Source organism: Lelliottia nimipressuralis (genome assembly GCF_004402045.1).
Classification (GTDB): Bacteria; Pseudomonadota; Gammaproteobacteria; order Enterobacterales; family Enterobacteriaceae; genus Enterobacter; species Enterobacter chinensis.
In genome coordinates this window covers 231,742-256,231 of the sequence record NZ_SOMG01000014.1, presented here as the reverse complement: position 1 = coordinate 256,231, position 24,490 = coordinate 231,742, and the positions used below count along the sequence as shown (strand labels likewise).

The following is a 24,490-nucleotide window of genomic DNA, read 5'->3' as shown; positions in this document are numbered from 1 at the left end:
TCTTATTTGTTTCGGTTGCACATCGGGAAGCCAAGGGCTTCACGGGACGCATAGTAAGCTTCTGCAACGGCTTTGGTCAGGGTACGAATACGCAGAATGTAGCGCTGACGTTCAGTCACGGAGATGGCTTTGCGGGCGTCCAGCAGGTTGAAGCTGTGGGCGGCCTTCAGAATACGCTCGTAAGCAGGCAGCGGCAGTGGAGTCTCCAGCGCCAGCAACTGCTGCGCTTCTTTCTCATACTGCTCGAAGCAGGTGAACAGGAAGTCCACGTCCGCGTATTCGAAGTTATAGGTGGATTGCTCCACTTCGTTCTGATGGAACACGTCGCCGTAGGTGGTTTTACCCAGCGGACCGTCGCTCCAGACCAGGTCGTAAACGCTGTCTACGCCCTGAATGTACATGGCCAGACGCTCCAGACCGTAGGTGATTTCACCCGTGATCGGTTTACATTCCAGACCGCCAACCTGTTGGAAGTAAGTGAACTGGGTCACTTCCATTCCGTTCAGCCACACTTCCCAACCCAGACCCCAGGCACCCAGCGTTGGGTTTTCCCAGTTATCTTCCACGAAACGGATGTCGTGAATGGTTGGATCCATACCCAGCTCTTTCAGCGACCCGAGGTACAGTTCCTGAATATTGTCTGGTGATGGCTTAATCACCACCTGGAACTGATAGTAATGCTGCAGACGGTTCGGGTTCTCACCGTAACGGCCATCGGTCGGACGACGGGAAGGCTGCACATACGCGGTCGCCATTGGCTCTGGCCCCAACGCGCGTAAGCTGGTCATCGGGTGTGAAGTGCCGGCGCCGACTTCCATGTCCAAAGGTTGAACAATGGTACAGCCCTGACGAGCCCAGTAATCCTGTAAGGTCAGGATCAGGCCCTGGAAGGTCTTGGTATCAAACTTTTGCATAGTATTTCGTGCTGGATACGTGTGGTTTTAAATGGAAGGGACCAGTATACCCGCTGGCTGCAAGATATACAGTACGAAACGGGGTTGTTTAGGGAAAATTGGGAAATAAGCAGTTAAGCCAGAACGTCGTGGACGTCTGGCTGTTGATTATACGAGCAGGCTAGCGCATGGAGAGGTGTAAAAACTGGCCGTCCGCATCAAACGAGCAGACAAAGCCCTCTTTACGTGACGTATGGCCCCGCAGCTCATAGCTTCCCTGAAAGCGGACAAACCCGGTGACATCAATGTCCTGAACGTCTGAGTTATAACGTCGGGCAGCCCTATCTTTGCAAAGCGCTTCCATATTTAGTGAACGCTCCGGGCTCATTTTGCCCTGCTGCGCTTTTTGCACAGGGGCTTCTTGTGGGGCACTGCATCCCGCGAGGATTACCAGCAGAAAGAGTGACGCCGCACGCTTCATCATCATTTTTATTACCGCCCTGGTCAGTGGCTGTTATTTTTAGTATCAAAGCTTTTATAGATTAAGGTCCGGCATTCTGCGAATCTCGCGGCCTCCCTACAAGCCTGCTGAATAAAACTCAGAATTTTCCAAACGAAGACTTTTGGACAATGGTAGTCACACTCAATTTACAGGGAATACGAGGATCTGATGCAGTCAAAAATTAACTGGATTGATAACCTGCGAGGAATAGCGTGTCTGATGGTGGTCATGATCCACACGACGACCTGGTATATCACAAATGCGCACAGCATCAGCCCCGTTAACTGGGATATCGCCAATATTCTAAACTCTGCTTCACGCGTCAGCGTGCCGCTGTTCTTTATGATTTCCGGCTTTCTCTTTTTTGGCGAGCGTAGCGCGCAACCGAGGCACTTCATTCGTATCGCGGCCTGCCTGGGATTCTACAGTGCCATTGCCTTGGTCTATATCACCCTGTTCACCTCAATTAACGCCGGGCTATCGCTGAAATACGTGCTGCAAAAACCGGTGTTCTATCATCTGTGGTTCTTCTTCGCCATTATCGTTATCTATCTGGTCTCCCCCCTCATTCAGGTGAAAAATGTCAGCGGAAAAATGCTTCTGGCCCTGATGATGGTGATCGGCATTATCGCCAACCCGAATACGGTCTCGCAGAAAATCGACGGATTTGAATGGTTGCCGGTCAACCTCTATATCAACGGCGATACCTTTTACTACGTGCTTTACGGCATGCTGGGGCGCGCTATCGGCATGATGGACACGCAAAAACGCGGTCTAAACTGGCTCTGCGCGGCGCTGTTTATTGCTGGTGTGATCGTCATTGCGCGCGGGACGCTACATGAGCTGCAGTGGCGCGGCAATTTTGCCGATACCTGGTATTTGTATTGTGGGCCAATGGTCTTTATCTGTGCCGTTTCGCTGCTCACGCTCGCCAAAAACACTCTGAACACGCGTCCCCTGCCCGTACTGAGTATGATCTCGCGGCACTCTCTCGGGATTTACGGTTTTCACGCACTGGTGATCCACGCGCTGCGGACAAGAGGCGTAGAGCTAAAAAGCTGGCCGGTGCTGGATATTATCTGGATTTTTGCCGCTACGCTCATTGTCAGCCTGCTGCTGTCGATGCTGCTGCAAAAAATAGACACCCGCCGCTTCGTCAGTTAACGCTTCGCTGCCGGGCGCGATGGTACTGGCGTGGAGAGGAGAAGCCTGCCGCCAGTGAAGCTTGTTCCACACCGCGCCCCTGCAATAGCCACTGCTCCGCCACCGCCAGACGCAGCTGCTCCAGATAATCGCGAACGCTAATCCCTAAATGTAACTGGAAAAGGCGGGTAAGGTGACGCGGGCTGACGTGCGCCAGCGCGGCGATATCTGGCACGCTCCACGCTTTTTGCGGCTCGGCGGTGAGTGCATCCTGCGCCCGATGGATGGCCGGATGAAGATGATTGCGGTAGCGTAGCCACGGAGATAGCTGAGGATCGTCACCGGAACGTCGGAACCAGACCACCATCTCACGCGCCACGGTCAGCGCCTTTTCGGGGCCGCACAGGCGGTTAATCATATGCAGCGCCAGATCGATGCCCGACGTGATCCCGGCACTGGTCCAGATATTCTCATCCTGCACAAATATCCGGTTTTCTTTAATCGTCGCCGTGGGAGCCGCGGTACGCAGACGGCTAATAACGTCATGGTGGGTTGTGCACTGTCTGTTATTCAGCAGGCCCGATTTCGCCGCCAGCAGTGCCCCTGAACAAACGCACATCACAGTGATATCCTGGCGCTGGATCTGCGGCTGCAGGCGCATCAGCCAGTGCTGAATCTGCTGCGCCTGCGGCGTGGAGAACTGAAAGCGGGAGTCGCTCACCCCCGGCAGGACCAGCAGGCTGCCGGGAGGCAGACTTTCGGGCAGCGGCTTAATGCCGCTCATCGTCAGGCCTATCGACGTCGGAACCTCAGGTTGCGGGCCAATGTAGTGCAGACGAAACGCGTCGCCAGCCAGCACAAAGGTCTCTGCCGGGCCCGTCATATCTAATGACAGCACCCCAGGCAACATCACGAACCAGACGTCGATGCGCATTACAGTGACTCCAGCGTCTCCGCTACCGTTTTAATCTCGGCAAAACGCCCGGCCAGTACCGTTTCGGTACGATGGCGAATTTCCGCTGCGCTAAGGGTAATGCCCTTGTACGTCATGGGAAACGTCAGCGTTGCCTCGCTCACAAAGGTCACAGCATAACCCAGATCGGATGCCACCCGTGCGGTGGTTTCACAGCATTGTTCAGTACGAATGCCGCAGATAACCAGCTGGTTGATATCACGTTCACGCAGCCAGCGGTCGAGCCCGGTATCCGTGAAGGCATTATGGACGTGTTTCTGGAAAACCACATCCGGCTGATGACGCAAAAAGGCCATCGGTTTGACATAGCCGCTTTGCAGCGTGAAGGGGCCGTCTTCATCAACATGAAAAATATCAACGACCGGAATACCGCGCGCTTTGCAGCCTTCAATCAGCCCCAGCATCGCCTGCTGAAAGGCAGGAATTTCGTCTTCCTGCCAGTAATGACGATGATGGAATGACTGCTGAGTATCGATGTTGATTAATGCAATGCGTGACATGATGGTTCTCCTCGCCAGTGGGTGTGACACCATACTGGCAAGGAAATGAAGGCACGCACAGACCAAAAAAGGACATCGTCGTGCCTCTGTCGGACAAGCGTGTTTACGACATCAGCGGCAGTAACTGCTGATAGATTTTGCGGAACACGTCGCGCCTTTCCGCGTAACGCGCATGGCGTGCCGCGTCAGGCAAATGCGCCTGTTCAAGCGTAAGCTGCGGCAACAATTGCGAAAGCGGTTTTTCCGGGTTCATGGCTATCTGCGCCAGTCGCGCTGCACCGAGCGCTGGCCCGACATCGCCACCGGTGCGAAAATCCAGCTGTAACCCGCTGATATCGGACAGCATCTGCCGCCAGTACGGGCTTCGCGCGCCGCCGCCTATCAGGGTGACGCTTGCCGGTTTCAGGCCGCAGTCATGCACCACGTCCATCCCGTCGGCCAGTGCATACCCCACGCCTTCCAGAACCGCACGCGCCAGTTCAGCCGGGCCATGCTGATGGGTTAAGCCAAAGAACACCCCTTTCGCTTCCGGGTTGTTATGCGGCGTACGCTCTCCAGAAAGATACGGTAAAAACCAGACTGTACCCGCACCGTCATTCGCCTGCTGGGCCGCGGAAATGAGCGCCGGAACGTCGGCCATGCCGGTGAGCTTTGCCGCCCAGTCCAGGCAAGATGCTGCACTGAGCATCACCGACATCAAATGCCACTTCCCCGGAAGGGCATGGCAGAAGCTGTGCACAGCGCTTTCAGGATTGCTGCGGTACCCGTCGCTGACGGCAAAATAGACGCCAGACGTTCCCAGCGAAAGCATGGCCTGCCCTGCCTCAACCATGCCGACACCGACAGCCCCCGCCGCGTTGTCACCGCCCCCGGCAACTACCGGTACGGCAGGCATATTCCAGCGTTCAGCAACCGCTGGCAGCAATGTGCCTGTCACCTCACTACCTTCAAACAGCGCGGGCATATGTTCACGAGTCAGATGGCAGGCATCCAGCATCGCCTCGCTCCAGTCACGTTTCGCCACGTCGAGCCACATCGTGCCGGCGGCATCGGACATGTCGGAAGCAAAATCGCCCGTCATACGAAAGCGCAGATAATCTTTTGGCAGCAAAACTTTTGCCACCTGACGGAAAATGTCCGGTTCGTGGCGCTGAACCCACAGCAATTTAGGCGCAGTAAAGCCGGGCATCATCAGGTTGCCGGTAATCTCGCGAGAGGCAGGAACACGCGTCTCAAGAAGTGCACACTCTTCTGCACATCGGCCATCGTTCCAGAGAATGGCTGGACGGAGCACACGATGCTGACTGTCCAGCAGCGTAGCGCCGTGCATTTGGCCGGCAATCCCCAGCGCGTTGACGTCACGCAGACTGTGTTGTTCACCTAAGGCCTGTATTGCACGATCCGTCGCCTGCCACCACTGCTCCGGATCCTGTTCCGACCACAGCGGATGCGGACGTGAAACCTGCAGCTTTTCTGTCTGCGTTGCTAACACGTCGCCCTGCTCGCTTAACAGGATGGCTTTCACACCCGATGTGCCAAGATCGATCCCGATGTACATATAGTGGATTCCTTAACTGAAAATGCCCGGTGGCGCTGCGCTTACCGGGCCTACATGCTGTTATTTATCGAACAGGTAGTGATTGACCAGATTTTCCAGCAGTTCCTGGTGCCCGCTCTGGTGCTGCGGTGCCAGTTTATTTTGTTCAGCGTACTTCGCAATTTCCGCCAGCGATAACTGGCCTTTCAAAATTTGCTGACCCAGCTCACTGTTCCAGCCGCTATAACGCTTCGCTACGCGTTTATCCAGCTCGCCGTCTTCAATCATGCGCGCGGCCACTTTCAGCGCCAGCGCCATCGTGTCCATCGCGCCAATGTGGCCGTAGAACAGATCGTATTTATCGGTACTCTGGCGACGCACTTTGGCGTCAAAGTTCAGGCCGCCGGTGGTGAAGCCGCCCGCTTTGATGATTTCGTACATCACCAGCGCATTCTCTTCCACGCTGTTCGGGAACTGGTCTGTATCCCAGCCCAGTTGCGCATCACCACGGTTAGCATCGACAGAGCCGAAGATACCCAGCGCAATCGCAGACGCGATCTCATGGTGGAAAGAGTGGCCCGCCAGGGTGGCATGGTTGGCTTCAATGTTAACTTTAATCTCTTTTTCCAGGCCGAACTGCTTCAGGAAGCCATACACCGTCGCTACATCGTAATCATACTGGTGCTTCGTCGGTTCCTGTGGTTTCGGCTCAATCAGCAGCGTGCCGCGGAAACCGATTTTGTGCTTATGGTCGACAACCATCTGCATAAAGCGCCCAATCTGCTCGCGCTCCTGACGCAGGTCGGTGTTCAGCAGGGTTTCATAGCCTTCACGGCCACCCCACAGGACATAGTTTTCACCGCCCAGCTGATGCGTGGCGTTCATTGCCGTCACCACCTGCGTAGCCGCCCAGCTAAACACTTCTGGATCCGGGTTGGTTGCCGCACCCGCGCCGTAGCGAGGATTAGTGAAGCAGTTTGCCGTGCCCCACAGCAGCTTCACGCCACTCTGCTGCTGCTTCGCAGCCAGCACATCCACCATCTGCGCAAAGTTGTTCAGGTACTCTTTCAGCGATGCGCCTTCTGGCGACACGTCAACGTCATGGAAGCAGTAGTACGGCACATTCAGCTTGTGGAAGAACTCAAACGCCACATCGGCTTTACGTTTCGCCAGCTCGATGGCCTCACCCGGCTGTTGCCACGGACGGTCAAAGGAACCCACGCCGAACATATCGGCGCCGTTCCAGCAGAAGGTATGCCAGTAACAGGCGGCAAAGCGCAAGTGATCTTCCATGCGCTTACCCAGCACCAGCTCATCCGGGTTGTAGTGACGAAATGCTAAAGGATTGGTCGTTTTTGGGCCTTCGTAACGAACACGATCGAGTTGGTCGAAATAAGCTTGCATATTGAGCTCCATAATCAGGGTATGCGGCGAGTCGTTGATACAGGAGTAATAGTGAATAGACATTTTGGGTTGCTCAATTACGTTATTTCACACTGCTATTGAGAGAATGCACAACTGTGCGCTGGCTCGCAAAATAAAGCGCAGGCAAACTATTTTTCGGCGTTTATTCCAGAATCAAATGTAATTAATAGGTTACGCATTTTAAAACCCGATCGCGGTCATAAATTCAGAAATAAACCAAATATCATAATGAGAAGATAAAAATCTGTAATTGCCAGCGGGCCTTTCCACGTTAAAAATTTGCTGCGTCTCAGCAATGAATGTTTCTTTTATCTCAGCAACACATACCCCTACAAAAAGGCCTAATAATTATGAAGATAAAGAACCTGACCCTAACACTCTGCACTACGCTCCTGCTTGCCAGTTTTGCCGGTCATGCCAAAGAGGTCAAAATTGGTATGGCGATTGACGACCTGCGTCTGGAGCGCTGGCAAAAAGATCGCGATATTTTTGTTAAAAAAGCAGAATCACTTGGCGCAAGCGTGTTTGTTCAGTCGGCTAACGGCAACGAAGAAACGCAAATGTCGCAAATTGAGAATATGATCAACCGTGGCGTTGATGTCCTGGTCATTATCCCCTATAACGGCCAGGTATTAAGTAACGTGGTGAAAGAAGCCAAACAAGAAGGCATAAAAGTTCTGGCCTATGACCGCATGATTAATAATGCGGATATTGATTATTATATTTCGTTCGACAATGAAAAAGTCGGGGAATTACAGGCGCAAAGCCTGATCGATAAAGTGCCTCAGGGCAATTATTTCCTGATGGGCGGTTCCCCGGTGGACAACAACGCCAAACTGTTCCGTGAAGGACAAATGAAAGTCCTTAAGCCATACATCGACAACGGGAAAATTAAAGTGGTTGGCGATCAATGGGCCGACGGATGGCTGCCAGAAAACGCGCTGAAAATTATGGAAAACGCGCTGACGGCCAACAACAACAAAATTGATGCGGTCGTAGCCTCCAACGATGCCACCGCAGGCGGTGCTATTCAGGCTCTGAGCGCCCAGGGGCTGGCCGGAAAAGTCGCCATCTCAGGGCAGGATGCCGATCTGGCCGGTGTAAAACGCATTATCGCAGGCACCCAAACCATGACGGTCTACAAACCGATTACCCAGCTTGCCAATACGGCGGCGGAAATCGCAGTGGAGCTGGGCAATGGTAAGCAACCTAAAGCAGACGCAACGCTGAATAACGGGCTTAAAGACGTTCCGGCTCGTCTGCTCACGCCAATTGAAGTCAATAAAGAGAACATTGACGCCACCGTCATCAAAGATGGTTTCCACAAGAAGAGCGAACTGTAATCCGGCGCGGCCCCTGCTCCGCGGGGGCGCATCACGTTGTACTGTTCTTCCCTCGGGTTATGTGGAGCAGTTATGCCTTATTTACTTGAAATGAAAAGCATCACCAAGCGCTTCGGCACGGTGAAAGCCGTCGATAACGTCAGTCTCCGGCTGAACCCCGGCGAGGTGGTTTCGCTGTGTGGCGAAAACGGTTCGGGCAAGTCAACGCTGATGAAAGTGCTGTGCGGGATCTACCCACACGGCAGTTACGAAGGCGAAATCGTCTTTGCCGGCGAAGTTATCCAGGCGACGCACATTCGCGATACCGAACGTAAAGGCATCGCCATCATCCACCAGGAGCTGGCACTGGTGAAACATCTCACCGTGCTCGAGAACATTTTCCTTGGGGCCGAAATTTCCCGCCACGGCGTACTGGATTACGACACTATGACGCTACGCTGTGAAAAGCTGCTGGCACAGGTGAGCCTCAACATTTCACCGGATACCCGCGTGGGGGATCTGGGCCTTGGGCAACAGCAACTGGTCGAAATAGCGAAAGCGCTTAATAAACAGGTCAGGCTGCTGATCCTTGACGAGCCAACGGCCTCGCTCACCGAACAGGAAACCGCGGTCCTGCTCAATATCATCCGCGACCTGCAAAACCACGGCATCGCCTGCATCTACATTTCGCACAAGCTGAACGAGGTTAAAGCTATTTCGGACACCATCTGCGTGATCCGCGACGGGCAACATATCGGCACGCGTGAAGCCGCGGGCATGAGTGAAGATGACATCATCACCATGATGGTGGGCCGCGAGCTGACGGCGCTCTACCCTAATGAGCCTCACACACAGGGTGACGAAGTGTTACGCGTGGAAAACCTGACGGCATGGCACCCTGTTAACCGACACATCAAGCGCGTCAATAACGTCTCGTTTTCTCTTCACAGCGGCGAAATTCTCGGCATTGCGGGACTCGTCGGCGCCGGGCGTACCGAAGCCGTACAGTGCCTGTTTGGCGTGTGGCCGGGGCGCTGGGAGGGCACTATTTATATCGACGGCCAGCCGGTGAAAATCGATAACTGCCAGCAGGCAATTGCCCGCGGCATTGCCATGGTCCCGGAAGATCGTAAAAAAGACGGCATCGTGCCGGTCATGGCGGTAGGTAAAAACATTACGCTTGCGGCACTCGATCGGTTCTCAGGTGCGCTGAGCAGCCTGGACGATGCCGCAGAGCAGCAGTGCATCCTTCAGTCGCTTGCCAGACTGAAGGTAAAAACATCCTCACCGGAACTGGCCATTGGCCGGCTGAGCGGCGGCAACCAGCAGAAGGCGATTCTGGCGCGCTGCCTGCTTCTCAATCCACGCATATTAATCCTTGATGAACCAACGCGCGGGATTGATATCGGAGCCAAATATGAAATCTACAAACTGATTAATCAGCTTGTACAGCAAGGGATTGCCGTCATTGTCATTTCGTCTGAGTTACCCGAAGTGCTCGGCCTGAGCGACCGCGTGCTGGTCATGCACGAGGGAAAACTGAAAGCCAACCTGATTAACCATAACCTGACGCAGGAGCAGGTGATGGAAGCCGCTTTAAGGAGCGAACGTCATGTCGAAAAGCAATCCGTCTGATATCAAAGTCGCTGTTCCGACGCCCGGTGCGTTCGCGGGGCTAAAAGCGTTGAACCTGCAGGTTTTCGTGATGATCGCAGCAATTATCGTCATCATGCTGTTCTTTACCTGGATGACCGATGGCTCGTACTTAAGCGCGCGTAACGTCTCTAACCTGCTCCGCCAGACTGCCATCACCGGCATTCTGGCCGTGGGCATGGTGTTCGTGATTATCTCTGCGGAAATCGACCTGTCGGTCGGTTCGATGATGGGACTTCTCGGCGGTGTGGCGGCCATTTTTGACGTCTGGCTTGGCTGGCCGCTGCCACTGACCGTGGCGGTCACGCTGGTATTGGGGTTGGTACTGGGCGCCTGGAACGGCTGGTGGGTCGCCTACCGTAAAGTGCCGTCGTTCATTGTCACCCTGGCGGGGATGCTGGCCTTCCGTGGGATCTTAATCGGCATCACCAACGGCACCACCGTCTCCCCCACCAGCGCGGCAATGTCGGAGATTGGCCAGAGTTACCTCTCAGATAGCATAGGTTTTACGATCGGTGTGATTGGGTTGCTGGCGTTTGTTGCCTGGCAGTGGCGTGGTCGTATGCGCCGTCAGGCGCTGGGTCTGGCTTCTACGGCGTCAACGTCTGTCGTGGGGCGTCAGGCGCTCACGGCAGTCATTGTGCTGGGCGCAATCTGGCTTCTTAACGACTATCGCGGTGTCCCGACACCCGTACTGCTGCTGGCGCTTCTGCTGCTGGGCGGCATGTTTATGGCCACGCGCACCGCGTTTGGCCGCCGTATTTATGCGATTGGCGGCAACCTTGAGGCCGCCCGTCTGTCGGGTATTAACGTTGAACGCACCAAACTCGCGGTCTTCGCCATTAACGGCCTGATGGTCGCCATCGCCGGGTTGATCCTCAGCTCGCGTCTGGGGGCCGGTTCGCCCTCCGCCGGTAACATTGCCGAGCTGGATGCTATCGCCGCCTGTGTTATTGGTGGCACCAGCCTCGCAGGGGGTATCGGTAGCGTGGCGGGGGCAGTCATGGGGGCATTTATTATGGCTTCGCTGGATAACGGGATGAGTATGATGGACGTTCCGACGTTTTGGCAGTATATCGTCAAGGGGGCCATTCTTTTACTGGCAGTCTGGATGGACTCGGCAACCAAGCGACGGGCCTGATAACGGTATTGTGACTTAATTGGGAAGTGAGCCATGTTTGAAAAGCGTCACCGCATTACGTTGTTATTCAATGCCAATAAAGCCTATGACCGTCAGGTTGTAGAAGGTGTTGGTGAATATTTGCAGGCGTCGCAATCCGAGTGGGATATCTTTATTGAAGAAGATTTCCGCACCCGTCTGGAAAACATCAAAGACTGGCTGGGCGATGGCGTCATCGCCGACTATGACGATCCCGTCATCGAGCAACTGCTGACCGACGTCGACGTCCCGATAGTGGGCGTCGGCGGCTCCTACCATTCGCCCGAACACTATCCGCCGGTCCACTATATTGCTACCGATAACCATGCCCTGGTCGAGGCCGCCTTTCTCCATTTAAAAGAGAAAGGCGTTCACCGCTTCGCGTTTTATGGCCTACCCGCTACCAGCGGCAAGCGCTGGGCCGTTGAGCGCGAACACGCGTTTTGCCAGCTGGTCGCGCAGGAGAAGTATCGCGGCGTGGTGTACCAAGGGCTGGAGACCGCTCCGGAAAACTGGCAGCACGCGCAAAACCGCCTGGCGGACTGGCTGCAAACGCTGCCGCCGCAAACCGGAATTATCGCCGTGACGGACGCCCGCGCGCGCCACGTACTGCAGGTCTGCGAACATTTACACATCCCGGTGCCTGAAAAACTGTGCGTGATTGGCATTGATAACGAAGAACTGACCCGCTATCTGTCTCGCGTGGCGCTCTCCTCAGTAGCGCAAGGAACGCGTCAGATGGGCTACCAGGCGGCGAAGCTGCTGCATCGTCTGCTGGATAAAGAATCTCTGCCGCTTCAGCGCTTGCTCGTACCGCCTGTCCGCGTCGTAGAGCGTCGCTCAACCGACTATCGTTCCTTAAGCGACCCCGCCGTTATTCAGGCCATGCACTATATTCGCAACCATGCCTGCAAAGGGATTAAGGTCGATCAGGTGCTGGATTCGGTGGGCATTTCGCGTTCGAATCTGGAGAAGCGCTTCAAAGAAGAAGTGGGCGAAACCATTCATGCTGTCATCCACGCTGAGAAGCTGGAAAAAGCCCGCAGCCTGCTCATCTCCACGTCACTGTCGATCAATGAAATCTCGCAGATGTGTGGTTACCCGTCCCTGCAATATTTCTATTCGGTGTTTCGCAAAGAGTATGACACCACACCAAAAGAGTACCGGGATCGCTACAGCGAGGTGCTGATATAGAAAAGAAAACGCCTTCCAGTGGAAGGCGTTTTTTGAGATTACATGTGGGCGGCGATTAAGCGCTGGTTATCCTGGTACATGGCGAACAGATAGTTGTTATAGCTCTGTCCCTTCGTCGAATACCCTTTCAGCTTGTGGATCATCGTACTGGCCGTCACTTCCTGATCCGCTTTACGCAACTGCGCGCGTGATTTACGGAATGAGGAGTAGGCCGGGTGCGTGTTCAGATTCACCACGTAGGCACTCACTGAATCTTTCACTGATTCAAACTGGGAATAGCCTTTCACCTTGCCTGGTGCATTGTTACAACGGCCTTTCCCACACTTCATACCGAAGAGGTTGTTGTTGCTGCGCGCCAGCTTAGAAGTACCCCAGCCACTTTCGGCAGCAGCCATGGTCGCAACCATGCTACCCGGGATGATATCCACACGCTCAAGGAGAGCATTCCACGGCACACGACGCGTGTTACCGTTCCAGCTCAGCTTGTAGCGCTTCGTGATATCTTTAAGACGCGCTCGTTCTGACGGCGACCAGCGGCTGTCGTACTGTTTTGAAATCAGCCAGTTACGATCCGCAGTAATCGCGGCATTTTGACTCGTGATGTAAGGCATTACCGTCCGGAGAAACGCTTTTTTCCTTGGTGTTCCGGAAGGGTATTTTCGCAAATCAGGAAGTGAACTACTCTTTGCACTATTGCGAGAATACTCTTGTTTACTGCTAACCTTACTACTTGTCGTCTGTATTACGTGGGCTTTCTTACTCGTTGTATCCGTGTGCGTCTTCGCAAGCACCTCACCCGAAAATGCCGTGGTGAGTAACATGAGTATCGCAGCCCCATATCGTCGAATGGGAGTCGATATCATTAGGTCTCCTGGTCGGATGTAATCATCCCAACACCTTATTTTTTTCACAAATTTGAGAGCGGAATCTCAAATCATATCAAAAATAGACTTCAAGAGCACGTATAGAAATAGTCCAATTCCGAAACTATGTCATCTAAAAAGTGCTCACAAAAACACCATTCCCGAAAAAATGTGTGCGGTATCGCAGTTAACTGCTTAATTTTGCGCGGGATCACTCATCCTCACGCATCCTCCTGGCAGAAAGCGATGGGGGATGAGTTTTTACCCTCCGCCTGATGGCACACTGGTCAAAAATGCCGCGACAGGAAAATGGAATGAAACGCACCGCAATAGCCTTTCTGATGTTACCCGCACTGGCACATGCAGACTGGTCATCGCCCGGGTTTACTGCATTTAGTCCCGAAGGCACGGGGATTTTCACCAGCCAGGCAAAGCTTGCGAAGGGTACGCGCCCTTTGACCGTGAGTTTTGACAACACGTGCTGGCAACCCTCAGAAGCAATAAAACTCAACGAGATGCTGTCGCTCAAACCCTGTGACGCCACGCCGCCCCAGTGGCGCCTGTTCCGCGACGGTGAATACCAGATGCGGATTGATACCCGTTCCGGCACGCCCACCCTGCTGCTGACCATTCAGAGTGCCGCAGAACAGCCGGTGGCAAACGTTATCCGCCAGTGCCCGAAGTGGGACGGTAAACCGCTGACGCTGGACGTAAGCCATACCTTCCCGGAAGGCTCCGTGGTGCGCGACTACTACAGTAAACAGACGGCGACGGTGCAGAATGGCAAAATCACCCTGCAGCCAGCCGCCAACAGTAACGGCCTGCTGCTGCTTGAACGCGCAGAAACCGACAAGCCTGCGCCGTTTAGCTGGCAAAACGCCACCGTCTATTTCGTACTGACTGACCGTTATGTGAATGGCGACCCAGGCAACGACAACAGCTATGGCCGTCATAAAGATGGCATGCAGGAGATCGGCACGTTCCACGGTGGCGACCTTAAGGGACTCGCCAGCAAGCTCGATTATTTACAGCAGCTGGGCGTAAACGCCCTCTGGATAAGCTCTCCGCTTGAGCAGATCCACGGCTGGGTTGGGGGGGGGACCAAAGGTGATTTCCCGCACTACGCCTATCACGGCTACTACACTCAGGACTGGACGACGCTCGACGCCAACATGGGCACCGAAGAGGATTTACGCCATCTTGTTGATGAAGCGCATAAACGCGGCATTCGCATCCTGTTTGATATCGTGATGAACCATACGGGCTACGCAACGCTTGCGGACATGCAGGAGTATCAGTTTGGCGCCTTGTATCTGCAGGGCGATGAACTCAAAAAGACGCTGGGAGAGCGCTGGACGGACTGGAAGCCGGGCGCGGGCCAAAGCTGGCACAGCTTTAACGACTACATCAACTTTAGCGATAAAGCCGCATGGGAAAAATGGTGGGGTAAAAAGTGGATCCGCACCGACATTGGCGATTACGACAACCCGGGCTTCGATGATTTAACCCTGTCGCTGGCCTTTCTGCCGGACCTGAAAACGGAATCCCCTATCCCGTCAGGTTTGCCAAACTTTTACCAACACAAGCCAGACACCCACGCGAAAGCCATTCCGGAATATACCCCGCGCGATTACCTGACCCACTGGCTCAGCCAGTGGGTACGTGAATACGGCATCGACGGTTTCCGGGTGGATACCGCGAAGCACGTTGAGCTTGCGGCATGGCAACAGTTGAAAGACCAGGCAAGCCAGGCGCTGGCCGCCTGGAAAGGCGCGAATCCGGACAAAAAGCTCGACAACGCGCCATTCTGGATGACCGGCGAATCCTGGGGCCATGGGGTAATGCAGAGCGATTACTACCGCCACGGTTTTGATGCGATGATCAACTTTGATTATCAGGAGCAGGCGGCAAAAGCAGTGGATTGCCTGGCCGATATGGACCTCACGTGGCAGCAGATGGCGGAAAAGCTGCAAAGCTTCAACGTTCTGAGTTATCTCTCTTCGCATGACACGCGCCTGTTCCGTGAAGGCGGCCAGCGCGCGGCCGAGCTGCTCCTGTTAGCGCCGGGTAGCGTACAAATCTATTACGGGGATGAATCTGAACGTCCGTTCGGCCCGACGGGCTCCGACCCGCTGCAGGGCACCCGCTCAGATATGAACTGGCAGGACGTGACGGGCAAACAGGCCTTAACCGTCGCCCACTGGCAGACGCTGGGTCAGTTCCGCGCCCGACATCCCGCGATAGGTGAAGGCAAACAAACCACACTGTCGCTGAAAGAAGGGTATGGCTTCGTGCGCGAGCATAATGACGATAAGGTGATGGTGGTATGGGCAGGTAATCAATAACGGCTCACTCCAGTTCCCTCTCCGACAAGGAGAGGGTTAGGGTGAGAGCAAATTCCCAGAACTATTCACTAAAAAAATCCAAACCCACCCTATAAAACAACAAATCCGACCACATCACCCGATTTGCACCAACACGGTGCTAGCGTTATGGTTACCCACTTTCAAAATCAGCCCGACAGATCACCTGCTATGACGTTTTCACTTTTCGGCGACAAATTTACCCGCCATTCAGGCATTACTCGCCTGATGGAGGACCTCAACGACGGGCTGCGCACACCAGGCGCAATCATGCTCGGCGGCGGAAACCCGGCTCAAATCCCGGAGATGAATACCTATTTCCAGACCCTGCTCGCTCAGATGCTGGAAAGCGGCAAAGCAACCGATGCGCTTTGCAATTACGACGGCCCGCAGGGTAAAACCGAACTGCTGGCACTCCTCGCCGAAATGCTGCGTAAAGAGCTGGGCTGGGATATCGAACCACAGAATATTGCACTGACAAACGGCAGCCAGAGCGCATTTTTCTACTTGTTTAATCTGTTCGCCGGACGTCGCGCCGACGGCACCACCAAAAAAGTGCTGTTCCCGCTGGCCCCGGAGTATATCGGCTATGCCGATTCGGGCCTGGAAGAGGACCTGTTTGTCTCCGCGCGCCCGAACATTGAGCTGCTGCCGGAAGGCCAGTTCAAATATCACGTCGATTTTGAACACCTGCATATTGGTGAAGAGACAGGCATGATCTGCGTATCACGCCCGACGAACCCAACGGGCAACGTGATCACCGACGACGAACTGATGAAGCTGGATGCGCTGGCGAATCAGCACGGCATTCCGCTGGTGATCGATAACGCCTACGGCGTGCCGTTCCCGGGCATTATCTTCAGCGAAGCACGCCCGCTGTGGAACCCGAACATTGTCCTGTGCATGAGCCTCTCCAAGCTGGGCCTGCCGGGAAGCCGCTGCGGCATCATCATCGCCAATGAGAAAATCATTACCGCCATTACCAACATGAACGGCATTATCAGCCTTTCACCGGGCGGCATTGGCCCGGCGATGATGTGCGAAATGATCAAACGCAACGATCTGCTGCGTCTGTCCAATGAGGTGATCAAACCGTTCTATTACCAGCGCGTTCAGGAGACGATTGCGACACTTCGCCGCTACTTACCGGAAGAACGCTGCCTGATCCACAAACCTGAAGGGGCGATTTTCCTGTGGCTGTGGTTTAAGGATTTGCCTATCACCACCGAACTGCTTTACCAGCGCCTGAAAAAGCGCGGCGTGCTGATGGTGCCGGGCGACTACTTCTTCCCGGGTCTGGATAAGCCGTGGCCGCATACGCACCAGTGCATGCGCATGAACTACGTGCCCGATCCGGAAAAAATCGAAGCGGGTGTCAAAATTCTGGCTGAAGAAATTGAGAAAGCCTGGCGCGAAGACGGTCAGTAAAACCTTACGCCAGATGACGTTGCCGCTCGGCGCGTAATCTGGCGGGATCAACACAGCGCAACGCGTGGGTTGGACAGGCTTCCACACAGGCCGGTCCGCCTTCGCGATGCATGCACAAATCACATTTCACCGCTTGCGCCCTGTTTCCCTCCAGCCGAACCTGCATCGCCCCAAACGGACACGCCACCATACAGCTTTTGCACCCAATACAGCGCGTCTGCTCAACGAGCCAGGCTCCTGCAGTGCGGCGAATAGCATGGGTTGGGCAGATGTTGGCACACGGCGCGTCCTCGCACTGATGACAACCCACTGCCGTGGTGTATGAACCGCCCTTCACCACCCGAAGGCGGGGCATAAAGGCATTTGCGGAGACGGCGTCCTGATGCGACACCGCACAGGCCGCTTCGCAGGTGCGGCACCCGATGCATTTTTCCGCATCCGCCATGATAAATCGGTTCATGTGTTATGCCTCGCGCACGTTAAAACCCAGCTCTCTTGAGATAGCCTCTGCCGTTTCGCGCAGCGGCTTGAGTAAGTTCTTCTCACCCACCTGCTTCATGCGCGACGTCGAAAGCGAAATAGAAATCGCATACGGGACGCGGCCGTGGATATCAAACACCGGCACGGCAATACAGGAGACGCCCAGCTCGTTCTCTTCTTTATCCATCGCCATGCTGCGATCGCGAATTTCCGCCAGCTCATCGTACATGGCACTCAGTTCAGTGATGGTGTTGCGCGTCAAAGGTTGGATTTGTTCCTGATGGCTTTCCCAGTAGCTCGTCACATAATCCTGATGACCAAACGCCATGTAGATCTTGCCCATCGCAGAGCAGTACAGCGGCATATGCTGACCGATATAAGCACGCGTGCGCAGCATACCGGTTGTCGGTTCAAGCTTATAAATCAGGATGGCGTGGTCGTCTTCCCGGCTGGAAAAGTTCACCGTCTCGCCAGTGGCAATATTCAGCGCTTCAAGGTGCGGCGCCGCCACGTGGATGATATTGAGCGAGGACAGCGCCTTTTGCCCGACGGCGATAAATTTAGTAGTCAGCCGATAGCTACCCGCCGCGGGTGCTGGCGTAACGTACCCACACGACTGCAACCCCTGCAACAGCCGGTGCACGGTGCTCTTATTCAGCCCCGCAAGTTCCGATAAATGCGCAAGCGGACACCCGTTCGGATAGTTACTGAGGATCTCAATCAGCATCAGGCCGCGAAACAAGCTCTGGCTACCTGCTGGCCTCTCTTTTTCTTGCGTCATTTCGCTCTCTTTCATGCTCATTAAATGGCTCCTTTTTATCGCGCCCTGATGGTAGCGCAAAGTGTGGTTCAGTTCACGATCTCAACAGAAAAAACACAACCATTTGATTTTAATCGATTTTGAAAAACATGAATGTCGTTGATCTGGCAAAATTTGATCGCTATATTTGAAATCAGATTTCGCATAGTGAAATTTAGCGATAAAAAAGCACTCGCACTTGCCCTTAAAAAAACAGGAGAACAGGGATGAAAGTGACCTTCGAAGAGTTAAAAGCGGCGTTCAATCGGGTTCTTCTCGATCGCGGTGTCAACGCGGATACCGCAGACGCCTGCGCGGAAATGTTTGCCCGCACCACGGAATCCGGCGTCTATTCACACGGCGTCAACCGCTTCCCGCGTTTTATTCAGCAGCTTGACGCTGGCGACATCATTCCCGACGCCCAGCCCAAACGGGTGACGACATTAGGGGCTATCGAACAGTGGGACGCCCAGCGCTCAATCGGCAACCTGACGGCGAAAAAGATGATGGATCGCGCCACTGAGCTGGCATCCGATCACGGCATTGGTCTGGTGGCACTGCGTAACGCTAACCACTGGATGCGCGGCGGCAGCTACGGCTGGCAGGCGGCGGAGAAGGGCTACATCGGCATTTGCTGGACCAACTCCATTGCCGTTATGCCCGCGTGGGGATCAAAAGAATGCTGCATCGGCACGAACCCGCTGATCGTTGCCATTCCCTCCAGCCCGATCACCATGGTCGATATGTCGATGTCGATGTTCTCTTACGGCATGCTGGAAGTGAATCGCCTTGCCGGGCGCGAGTTGCCGGTAGATGGCGGCTTTGACGACGAGGGTAATCACACCCGAGAGCCCGGCGTGATTGAGAAAAACCGCCGGATTCTGCCAATGGGTTACTGGAAAGGTTCAGGCTTATCCATCGTGCTCGACATGATCGCCACCCTGCTCTCCAACGGCTCTTCCGTCGCGGAAGTGACGCAGGACAACAGTGACGAATACGGCGTGTCTCAGATCTTTATCGCCATCGAGGTCGATCGCCTGATCGACGGTCCGACCCGCGATGCCAAACTGCAGCGCATCATGGACTTCATCACCACCGCCGAACGCGCTGATGAAAATGTCGCCGTTCGTCTGCCGGGGCATGAGTTCACCCGTTTGCTTGAAGAGAACCGCCGCAACGGCATCACGGTAGACGACAGCGTGTGGGCGAAAATCCAGTCTCTGTAAGGAGTAGGCCATGATATTCGGACATATTTCACAGCCAAATCCGTGTCGCCTGCCGCGGGGGATTGAAAAAGCGTTAGATTTTCTGCGTACCACGGATTTCAGCATGCTACAGCCGGGTGTCGTTGAAATTGAGGGGCGCAACATCTTTGCCCAGGTGCTCGATCTCACCACCCGGGAACAGCACGAGAATCGCCCGGAAGTGCATCGCCGTTATCTGGATATACAGTTTCTGGCCTGGGGTGAAGAGAAAATCGGTATCGCCATTGATACCGGCAATAACGAAATAAGCGAATCATTACTGGAACAGCGGGATATTATTTTTTATCACGACAGCGAACACGAATCGTTTATCGAAATGATACCCGGCAGTTATGCCATATTTTTCCCGCAGGATGTACACCGTCCTGCCTGTATTAAAAACAAGGAATCCGCAATTCGTAAAATTGTGGTGAAAGTGGCAATCAGCGAATTAGATTAATTTTCTGAAAAATACAGGAACGCGAAATGACCAACACCGGTTTTATTATTGGTGCGTACCCCTGCGCACCCTCGTTTCACCAGAAAGGGGAACAAGAAGAACAAACCTTCTGGCGGGAACTTTCCGACACGCCCAACATCAGAGGGCTGGAACAACCTTGCCTGGAAAACCTCCATCCGTTTGGTGATGAATGGTTGTTCCGTCATACGCCTGGGGACTGGCAAATCGTCGTCACCGCGGTAATGGAAACCATGCGCCGCCGCGGCACTCACGGCGCGTTTGGCCTGGCGTCTGCTGACGAAGAACAGCGTAAAGCATGCGTTGAATATTACCGCCATCTGCATCAAAAGATTAGTGCGGTTAACGCCCGTTTTCCCGGCAAAGTGATCGCCCTGGAAATGCAGGCAGCACCGCAGGCGGGCAATGCTTCAGTTGAGCAGGCTACCGAGGCGTTCGCCCGTTCCATCCGTGAAATCGCGGGCTGGGACTGGTCCTGCGATCTTGTGCTGGAACACTGCGACGCCATGACGGGACCCGCGCCGCGTAAAGGCTTCCTGCCCCTGGCGCAAGTGCTGGAGGTGGTGAAAGGAACGGACATCAGCGTTTGTATCAACTGGGCGCGCTCGGCCATCGAAGGCCGTAATACGACCCTTCCGCTTGACCATGTTCAGGCCGCGCTCGATGCCGGGAAACTGGGAGCCTTGATGTTCTCGGGTACGACCACCCTGGGCGCGTACGGAGAATGGCAGGATCTGCACGCGCCGTTTTCTTCGTTCTGCGCCGACAGTTTGATGTCTACTGAACACGTAAAAGCACTGTTTACTGCGGCGAACGCCGCAACATTGAAATTCTCCGGTATTAAGTTACTGGAAATAAATGCTAATGCTGACGTCAACCATCGCATTGCTATTTTGCGCGACGGCATTAGCGCCATGAAAAAAGCAACACAATAACAATTAAAAAATCGTATTCCGGTTACCTACACTGAGAGATTAAATATGAATACGTCTACTCAAGCTCTACATGCGGATATTCCGCGTCAGCGCTGGCTAAGAATCATTCCTCCCATTCTTATCGCCTGCATTATTTCGTATATGGACCGCGTGAATATCGCGTTTGCGATGCCGGGTGGCATGGATGAAGAGCTGGGTATTTCCGCCACCATGGCAGGCCTGGCAGGCGGGATATTCTTTATCGGCTATCTGTTTCTGCAGGTCCCCGGCGGCAAGATTGCCGTGCACGGCAGCGGCAAGAAGTTTATCGGCTGGTCACTGGTCGCCTGGGCGGTGATCTCGGTTCTGACCGGGCTAGTAACTAACCAGTATCAGCTTCTGGTGCTGCGCTTCTTACTCGGCGTGGCGGAAGGCGGGATGTTGCCCGTTGTGCTCACGATGATCAGTAACTGGTTCCCGGACGCCGAGCGCGGTCGCGCCAACGCGATTGTGATCATGTTTGTGCCCATCGCCGGGATCATCACGGCTCCGCTGTCAGGCTGGATTATTACCGCACTCGACTGGCGCTGGCTGTTCATTATTGAGGGTCTGATGTCCGTCGTGGTGCTGGTACTGTGGGCGTTCACCGTTTACGACCGTCCGCAGGAAGCCCGCTGGATAACAGACGCCGAGAAAAACTATCTGGTGCAAACGCTGGCGGCGGAACAGCAGGCCATCGCCGGAAAAGAGGTGAAAAATGCCTCGCTCAGCGCGGTGCTGTCTGACAAAACCATGTGGCAGCTGATCGCCCTGAACTTCTTCTATCAGACCGGGATTTACGGTTACACCCTTTGGCTGCCCACCATTCTGAAGGAGCTGACGCACACCAGCATCGGCCAGGTGGGAATGCTCGCTATTCTGCCCTACATCGGTGCCATTGCGGGCATGTTCCTGTTCTCTACGCTCTCTGACCGCACCGGCAAGCGCAAGCTGTTTGTCTCCCTGCCGCTGATTGGCTTCGCGCTCTGCATGTTCCTTTCCGTGGCGCTGAAAGCAAACACCTGGCTGGCCTATGCCGCACTGGTGGGCTGCGGCTTCTTCCTGCAATCCGCTGCGGGCGTGTTCTGGACCATTCCGGCGCGTCTGTTCAGCGCCGAAATGGCGGGCGGTGCGCGTGGCGTGATCAACGCTCTGGGGAACCTCGGTGGGTTCTGTGGTCCGTATGCCGTGGGCGTGCTGATCACCCTGTACAGCAAAGATGCGGGCGTTTACTGCCTGGCGATCTCTCTGGCACTGGCATCGCTGCTGGCCCTGCTGTTGCCGGCGAAATGCGATGCCGGCGCAGAGCCCAATCCCACGGTGACCCCACATAAACGTGCGGCCTGATGCCCTCAACTAACCCACTAAACCAAACCGTAGGCCGGGTAAGCGAAGCGCCGCCCGGCAATTAAGCGAGAAGAAGATGAGTGAAAAAGAGCCTTTCTGGCTGGGTATCGATTGTGGCGGTACTTATCTGAAAGCCGGTTTGTACAACAGCCAGGGCAAAGAAGTCAGTATCGAACGCCGCTCCGTTGCCACGCTCAGCCCTCGAGCAGGCTATGCCGAGCGGGATATGCATCAGCTATGGCAGTACTGTCACGCGACCGTTGCCTTGCTGCTCAAAAATTCAGGGGTAAACGGAAAACAGATCAAAGGTGTCGGTATTTCTGCACAGGGCAAGGGACTGTTTCTGCTCGATAAACAGGACCAACCGCTGGGCAACGCCATCCTCTCCTCTGACCGCCGGGCACTGGACATTGTGCAGCGCTGGCAGCAGGACGGCATCCCCGAAAAACTCTACCCGCACACGCGCCAGACGCTGTGGACCGGGCATCCGGCCTCGCTTCTGCGCTGGGTCAAAGAGAACGAGCCGCAGCGGTATCAGCACATTGGCTGCGTGATGATGGCACACGACTATCTGCGCTGGTGTCTGACCGGCGTGAAAGGTTGCGAGGAGAGCAACATCTCCGAGTCCAATCTCTACAACATGAATACCGGGCAGTACGATCCCCAGCTCACGCGCTGGCTCGGTATCAGCGAAATTGACGGCGCCCTGCCGCCGATTGTCGGTTCAGCAGAAATTTGCGGGGAAATCACCGCTCAGGCAGCCGCACTTACTGGTCTCGCGGCGGGAACTCCTGTCGTTGGCGGACTGTTTGATGTGGTTTCCACCGCGATCTGTGCCGGACTGCACGACGAACATACGCTGAACGCCGTGATGGGCACCTGGGCCGTCACCAGCGGGATTGCCAATGCGCTTCGGGACAACGAACCGTTTCCCTATGTGTATGGGCGTTACGTTCACCCACAGCAGTACATTGTTCACGAAGCCAGCCCGACCTCGTCCGGCAACCTTGAATGGCTGACCGCGCAGTGGGGCGATATGCCGTTCGACGAAATCAACCGCGCCGTGGCCAGCCTGCCGAAGGCCGAAAGCGATCTGCTCTTCCTGCCGTTCCTCTACGGCAGCAACGCCGGGCTGGAGATGACCAGCGGTTTCTACGGCATGCAGGCGCTACACACTCGTGCGCACATGCTCCAGGCGGTTTACGAGGGTGTGGTGTTTAGCCACCTGACCCACCTCAACCGCATGCTTGAACGCTTTACCCACGTACACGCCCTGCGCGTGACGGGTGGCCCCACCCATTCGGATGTATGGATGCAAATGCTCGCAGACGTCAGCGGGCTGGCCATTGAACTGCCGCAGGTGGAAGAGACGGGATGTTCCGGCGCGGCGCTGGCTGCGATGGTGGGCACCGGCGTTTTCACCGACTTCCACTCCGCGCAGCGCGCGCTTAAACATGACATCCGGGTCATCGAACCCGACATGCACGCCCATGCGGCCTACCAGCGCAAATATCACCGCTACCAGTTACTGATTTCAGCATTACAGGGTTACCACGCCCAAATTAAGGAGTACGACCTATGAGCCGACCATTACTGCAGCTGGCGCTCGACCACACTTCACTTCAGGACGCGCAGCGCGATGTTGCGACGCTTTCAGATCACGTCGATATCGTCGAAGCGGGCACCATTTTGTGCCTGACCGAAGGGCTGAGCGCCGTACGCGCCCTGCGCGAACAGTGCCCGGATAAAATCATCGTGGCGGACTGGAAAGTCGCCGATGCCGGAGAAACGCTGGCTGAGCAGGCGTTTGGCGCGGGCGCGAACTGGATGACCATCATCTGCGCCGCCCCGCTGGCAACCGTTGAGCGAGGCCACGAGGTCGCACTGCGCTGCGGGGGAGAAATCCAGATGGAGCTGTTTGGCAACTGGACGCTGGACGACGCGCGCGCGTGGCATCGCGTCGGCGTGAAGCAGGCTATCTACCACCGCGGTCGCGACGCGCAGGCCAGCGGACAGCAGTGGGGTGAAGCTGATCTCGCGAAAATGAGGGCGCTCTCCGACATCGGTTTGCAGCTCTCGGTTACCGGCGGTATCACCCCTGCCGACCTGCCGCTGTTTAAGCAGATCAACGTTAAAGCCTTCATTGCAGGACGCGCGCTGGCAGGCGCCGCTAATCCACCGCAGGTGGCACAGGCATTCCACTCACAAATCTGCGACATCTGGGGAGCGTAATC

Annotated in this window: 22 protein-coding genes; 13 read left to right on the top strand and 9 right to left on the bottom strand. The window is 55.2% G+C overall.

The window, feature by feature from the left end:
- Nucleotides 1–2: 2 nt before the first annotated feature.
- On the bottom strand, nt 3–914 hold the full coding sequence (gene glyQ / locus E3U32_RS08390) for a glycine--tRNA ligase subunit alpha (RefSeq protein WP_003860141.1): 912 nt from the start codon (nt 912–914) through the stop codon (nt 3–5).
- Nucleotides 915–1,074: 160 nt separating this feature from the next.
- A complete protein-coding gene (locus E3U32_RS08385) occupies nt 1,075–1,380 on the bottom strand; it encodes a YsaB family lipoprotein (RefSeq protein ID WP_134348404.1) in 306 nt (101 codons plus the stop codon).
- A gap of 183 nt (nt 1,381–1,563) precedes the next feature.
- On the opposite strand from E3U32_RS08385, the gene E3U32_RS08380 reads away from it, so the two are divergent.
- Complete coding sequence (locus E3U32_RS08380; protein WP_134348403.1) at nt 1,564–2,559, top strand: acyltransferase; 996 nt, start codon at nt 1,564–1,566, stop codon at nt 2,557–2,559.
- On the opposite strand, the gene E3U32_RS08375 is transcribed toward E3U32_RS08380, so the two are convergent.
- From E3U32_RS08375 to xylA, 4 genes are all read right to left on the bottom strand, one after another.
- Nucleotides 2,552–3,472: a GlxA family transcriptional regulator gene (locus E3U32_RS08375; protein WP_134348402.1), complete on the bottom strand. Its 921-nt coding sequence runs from the start codon at nt 3,470–3,472 to the stop codon at nt 2,552–2,554. The genes E3U32_RS08380 and E3U32_RS08375 overlap by 8 nt on opposite strands.
- A complete protein-coding gene (locus E3U32_RS08370; protein WP_134348401.1) occupies nt 3,472–4,011 on the bottom strand; it encodes an isochorismatase family protein in 540 nt (179 codons plus the stop codon). The genes E3U32_RS08375 and E3U32_RS08370 overlap by 1 nt, the downstream gene beginning before the upstream one ends.
- A gap of 103 nt (nt 4,012–4,114) precedes the next feature.
- Complete coding sequence (xylB, locus tag E3U32_RS08365) at nt 4,115–5,569, bottom strand: xylulokinase (protein ID WP_134348400.1); 1,455 nt, start codon at nt 5,567–5,569, stop codon at nt 4,115–4,117.
- Between the two features lie 60 nt (nt 5,570–5,629).
- A complete protein-coding gene (gene xylA / locus E3U32_RS08360) occupies nt 5,630–6,952 on the bottom strand; it encodes a xylose isomerase (protein ID WP_134348435.1) in 1,323 nt (440 codons plus the stop codon).
- Nucleotides 6,953–7,323: 371 nt separating this feature from the next.
- On the opposite strand from xylA, the gene xylF reads away from it, so the two are divergent.
- The 4 genes from xylF (at nt 7,324) to xylR (ending at nt 12,301) form a co-directional block, all read left to right on the top strand.
- Nucleotides 7,324–8,316 carry a D-xylose ABC transporter substrate-binding protein gene (xylF, locus tag E3U32_RS08350; RefSeq protein WP_047347624.1) on the top strand — a complete coding sequence of 331 codons (993 nt, stop codon included), beginning with the start codon at nt 7,324–7,326 and terminating at the stop codon, nt 8,314–8,316.
- A 72-nt stretch (nt 8,317–8,388) separates the two neighbouring features.
- Nucleotides 8,389–9,930, top strand: coding sequence for a xylose ABC transporter ATP-binding protein (locus E3U32_RS08345; protein ID WP_134348399.1), 1,542 nt, complete (start codon nt 8,389–8,391; stop codon nt 9,928–9,930).
- Nucleotides 9,908–11,089: a xylose ABC transporter permease XylH gene (gene xylH, locus E3U32_RS08340; RefSeq protein WP_134348398.1), complete on the top strand. Its 1,182-nt coding sequence runs from the start codon at nt 9,908–9,910 to the stop codon at nt 11,087–11,089. Before E3U32_RS08345 ends, xylH begins: the two co-directional genes overlap by 23 nt.
- A gap of 33 nt (nt 11,090–11,122) precedes the next feature.
- The gene (xylR, locus tag E3U32_RS08335) at nt 11,123–12,301 is read left to right on the top strand and encodes a D-xylose utilization transcriptional activator XylR (RefSeq protein ID WP_134348397.1); all 1,179 of its coding nucleotides are present in this window, start codon (nt 11,123–11,125) and stop codon (nt 12,299–12,301) included.
- 38 nt (nt 12,302–12,339) lie between these two features.
- Here the strand turns inward: xylR and E3U32_RS08330 are convergent, their stop codons facing one another.
- A complete protein-coding gene (locus E3U32_RS08330; protein ID WP_134348396.1) occupies nt 12,340–13,164 on the bottom strand; it encodes a protein bax in 825 nt (274 codons plus the stop codon).
- Between the two features lie 314 nt (nt 13,165–13,478).
- Here E3U32_RS08330 and E3U32_RS08325 point away from each other — a divergent pair, with 314 nt between their 5' ends.
- Nucleotides 13,479–15,509 carry an alpha-amylase gene (locus E3U32_RS08325; protein ID WP_134348395.1) on the top strand — a complete coding sequence of 677 codons (2,031 nt, stop codon included), beginning with the start codon at nt 13,479–13,481 and terminating at the stop codon, nt 15,507–15,509.
- A 189-nt stretch (nt 15,510–15,698) separates the two neighbouring features.
- The gene (gene avtA / locus E3U32_RS08320) at nt 15,699–16,955 is read left to right on the top strand and encodes a valine--pyruvate transaminase (RefSeq protein WP_134348394.1); all 1,257 of its coding nucleotides are present in this window, start codon (nt 15,699–15,701) and stop codon (nt 16,953–16,955) included.
- A 4-nt stretch (nt 16,956–16,959) separates the two neighbouring features.
- On the opposite strand, the gene E3U32_RS08315 is transcribed toward avtA, so the two are convergent.
- Both E3U32_RS08315 and yiaJ read right to left on the bottom strand, forming a co-directional pair.
- Complete coding sequence (locus E3U32_RS08315; protein WP_134348393.1) at nt 16,960–17,415, bottom strand: 4Fe-4S dicluster domain-containing protein; 456 nt, start codon at nt 17,413–17,415, stop codon at nt 16,960–16,962.
- 3 nt (nt 17,416–17,418) lie between these two features.
- Nucleotides 17,419–18,237: an IclR family transcriptional regulator YiaJ gene (yiaJ, locus tag E3U32_RS08310; RefSeq protein WP_134348392.1), complete on the bottom strand. Its 819-nt coding sequence runs from the start codon at nt 18,235–18,237 to the stop codon at nt 17,419–17,421.
- Between the two features lie 224 nt (nt 18,238–18,461).
- Here yiaJ and yiaK point away from each other — a divergent pair, with 224 nt between their 5' ends.
- The 6 genes from yiaK to ulaD all read left to right on the top strand — a co-directional run bounded on the left by yiaK (nt 18,462) and on the right by ulaD (nt 24,488).
- Nucleotides 18,462–19,460 carry a 3-dehydro-L-gulonate 2-dehydrogenase gene (yiaK, locus tag E3U32_RS08305; protein ID WP_134348391.1) on the top strand — a complete coding sequence of 333 codons (999 nt, stop codon included), beginning with the start codon at nt 18,462–18,464 and terminating at the stop codon, nt 19,458–19,460.
- Nucleotides 19,461–19,470: 10 nt separating this feature from the next.
- Nucleotides 19,471–19,938 (top strand): YhcH/YjgK/YiaL family protein, encoded by a 468-nt coding sequence (locus E3U32_RS08300; protein ID WP_134348390.1) that lies wholly within the window; start codon nt 19,471–19,473, stop codon nt 19,936–19,938.
- 26 nt (nt 19,939–19,964) lie between these two features.
- Nucleotides 19,965–20,891, top strand: coding sequence for a DUF4862 family protein (locus tag E3U32_RS08295; RefSeq protein WP_134348389.1), 927 nt, complete (start codon nt 19,965–19,967; stop codon nt 20,889–20,891).
- Between the two features lie 45 nt (nt 20,892–20,936).
- Nucleotides 20,937–22,256, top strand: coding sequence for an MFS transporter (locus tag E3U32_RS08290; protein WP_134348388.1), 1,320 nt, complete (start codon nt 20,937–20,939; stop codon nt 22,254–22,256).
- Nucleotides 22,257–22,332: 76 nt separating this feature from the next.
- On the top strand, nt 22,333–23,838 hold the full coding sequence (locus E3U32_RS08285; RefSeq protein ID WP_134348387.1) for an FGGY-family carbohydrate kinase: 1,506 nt from the start codon (nt 22,333–22,335) through the stop codon (nt 23,836–23,838).
- Nucleotides 23,835–24,488 carry a 3-keto-L-gulonate-6-phosphate decarboxylase UlaD gene (gene ulaD / locus E3U32_RS08280; RefSeq protein ID WP_134348386.1) on the top strand — a complete coding sequence of 218 codons (654 nt, stop codon included), beginning with the start codon at nt 23,835–23,837 and terminating at the stop codon, nt 24,486–24,488. Before E3U32_RS08285 ends, ulaD begins: the two co-directional genes overlap by 4 nt.
- Nucleotides 24,489–24,490 lie beyond the last annotated feature (2 nt).

Bases quoted from the DNA above. Each gene is read 5' to 3' on its own strand.
- glyQ (WP_003860141.1), bottom strand. From the start codon at position 914: ATGCAAAAGTTTGATACCAAGACCTTCCAGGGCCTGATCCTGACCTTA.
- E3U32_RS08385 (WP_134348404.1), bottom strand. From the start codon at position 1,380: ATGATGATGAAGCGTGCGGCGTCACTCTTTCTGCTGGTAATCCTCGCG.
- E3U32_RS08380 (WP_134348403.1), top strand. From the start codon at position 1,564: ATGCAGTCAAAAATTAACTGGATTGATAACCTGCGAGGAATAGCGTGT.
- E3U32_RS08375 (WP_134348402.1), bottom strand. From the start codon at position 3,472: ATGCGCATCGACGTCTGGTTCGTGATGTTGCCTGGGGTGCTGTCATTA.
- E3U32_RS08370 (WP_134348401.1), bottom strand. From the start codon at position 4,011: ATGTCACGCATTGCATTAATCAACATCGATACTCAGCAGTCATTCCAT.
- xylB (WP_134348400.1), bottom strand. From the start codon at position 5,569: ATGTACATCGGGATCGATCTTGGCACATCGGGTGTGAAAGCCATCCTG.
- xylA (WP_134348435.1), bottom strand. From the start codon at position 6,952: ATGCAAGCTTATTTCGACCAACTCGATCGTGTTCGTTACGAAGGCCCA.
- xylF (WP_047347624.1), top strand. From the start codon at position 7,324: ATGAAGATAAAGAACCTGACCCTAACACTCTGCACTACGCTCCTGCTT.
- E3U32_RS08345 (WP_134348399.1), top strand. From the start codon at position 8,389: ATGCCTTATTTACTTGAAATGAAAAGCATCACCAAGCGCTTCGGCACG.
- xylH (WP_134348398.1), top strand. From the start codon at position 9,908: ATGTCGAAAAGCAATCCGTCTGATATCAAAGTCGCTGTTCCGACGCCC.
- xylR (WP_134348397.1), top strand. From the start codon at position 11,123: ATGTTTGAAAAGCGTCACCGCATTACGTTGTTATTCAATGCCAATAAA.
- E3U32_RS08330 (WP_134348396.1), bottom strand. From the start codon at position 13,164: ATGATATCGACTCCCATTCGACGATATGGGGCTGCGATACTCATGTTA.
- E3U32_RS08325 (WP_134348395.1), top strand. From the start codon at position 13,479: ATGAAACGCACCGCAATAGCCTTTCTGATGTTACCCGCACTGGCACAT.
- avtA (WP_134348394.1), top strand. From the start codon at position 15,699: ATGACGTTTTCACTTTTCGGCGACAAATTTACCCGCCATTCAGGCATT.
- E3U32_RS08315 (WP_134348393.1), bottom strand. From the start codon at position 17,415: ATGAACCGATTTATCATGGCGGATGCGGAAAAATGCATCGGGTGCCGC.
- yiaJ (WP_134348392.1), bottom strand. From the start codon at position 18,237: ATGAGCATGAAAGAGAGCGAAATGACGCAAGAAAAAGAGAGGCCAGCA.
- yiaK (WP_134348391.1), top strand. From the start codon at position 18,462: ATGAAAGTGACCTTCGAAGAGTTAAAAGCGGCGTTCAATCGGGTTCTT.
- E3U32_RS08300 (WP_134348390.1), top strand. From the start codon at position 19,471: ATGATATTCGGACATATTTCACAGCCAAATCCGTGTCGCCTGCCGCGG.
- E3U32_RS08295 (WP_134348389.1), top strand. From the start codon at position 19,965: ATGACCAACACCGGTTTTATTATTGGTGCGTACCCCTGCGCACCCTCG.
- E3U32_RS08290 (WP_134348388.1), top strand. From the start codon at position 20,937: ATGAATACGTCTACTCAAGCTCTACATGCGGATATTCCGCGTCAGCGC.
- E3U32_RS08285 (WP_134348387.1), top strand. From the start codon at position 22,333: ATGAGTGAAAAAGAGCCTTTCTGGCTGGGTATCGATTGTGGCGGTACT.
- ulaD (WP_134348386.1), top strand. From the start codon at position 23,835: ATGAGCCGACCATTACTGCAGCTGGCGCTCGACCACACTTCACTTCAG.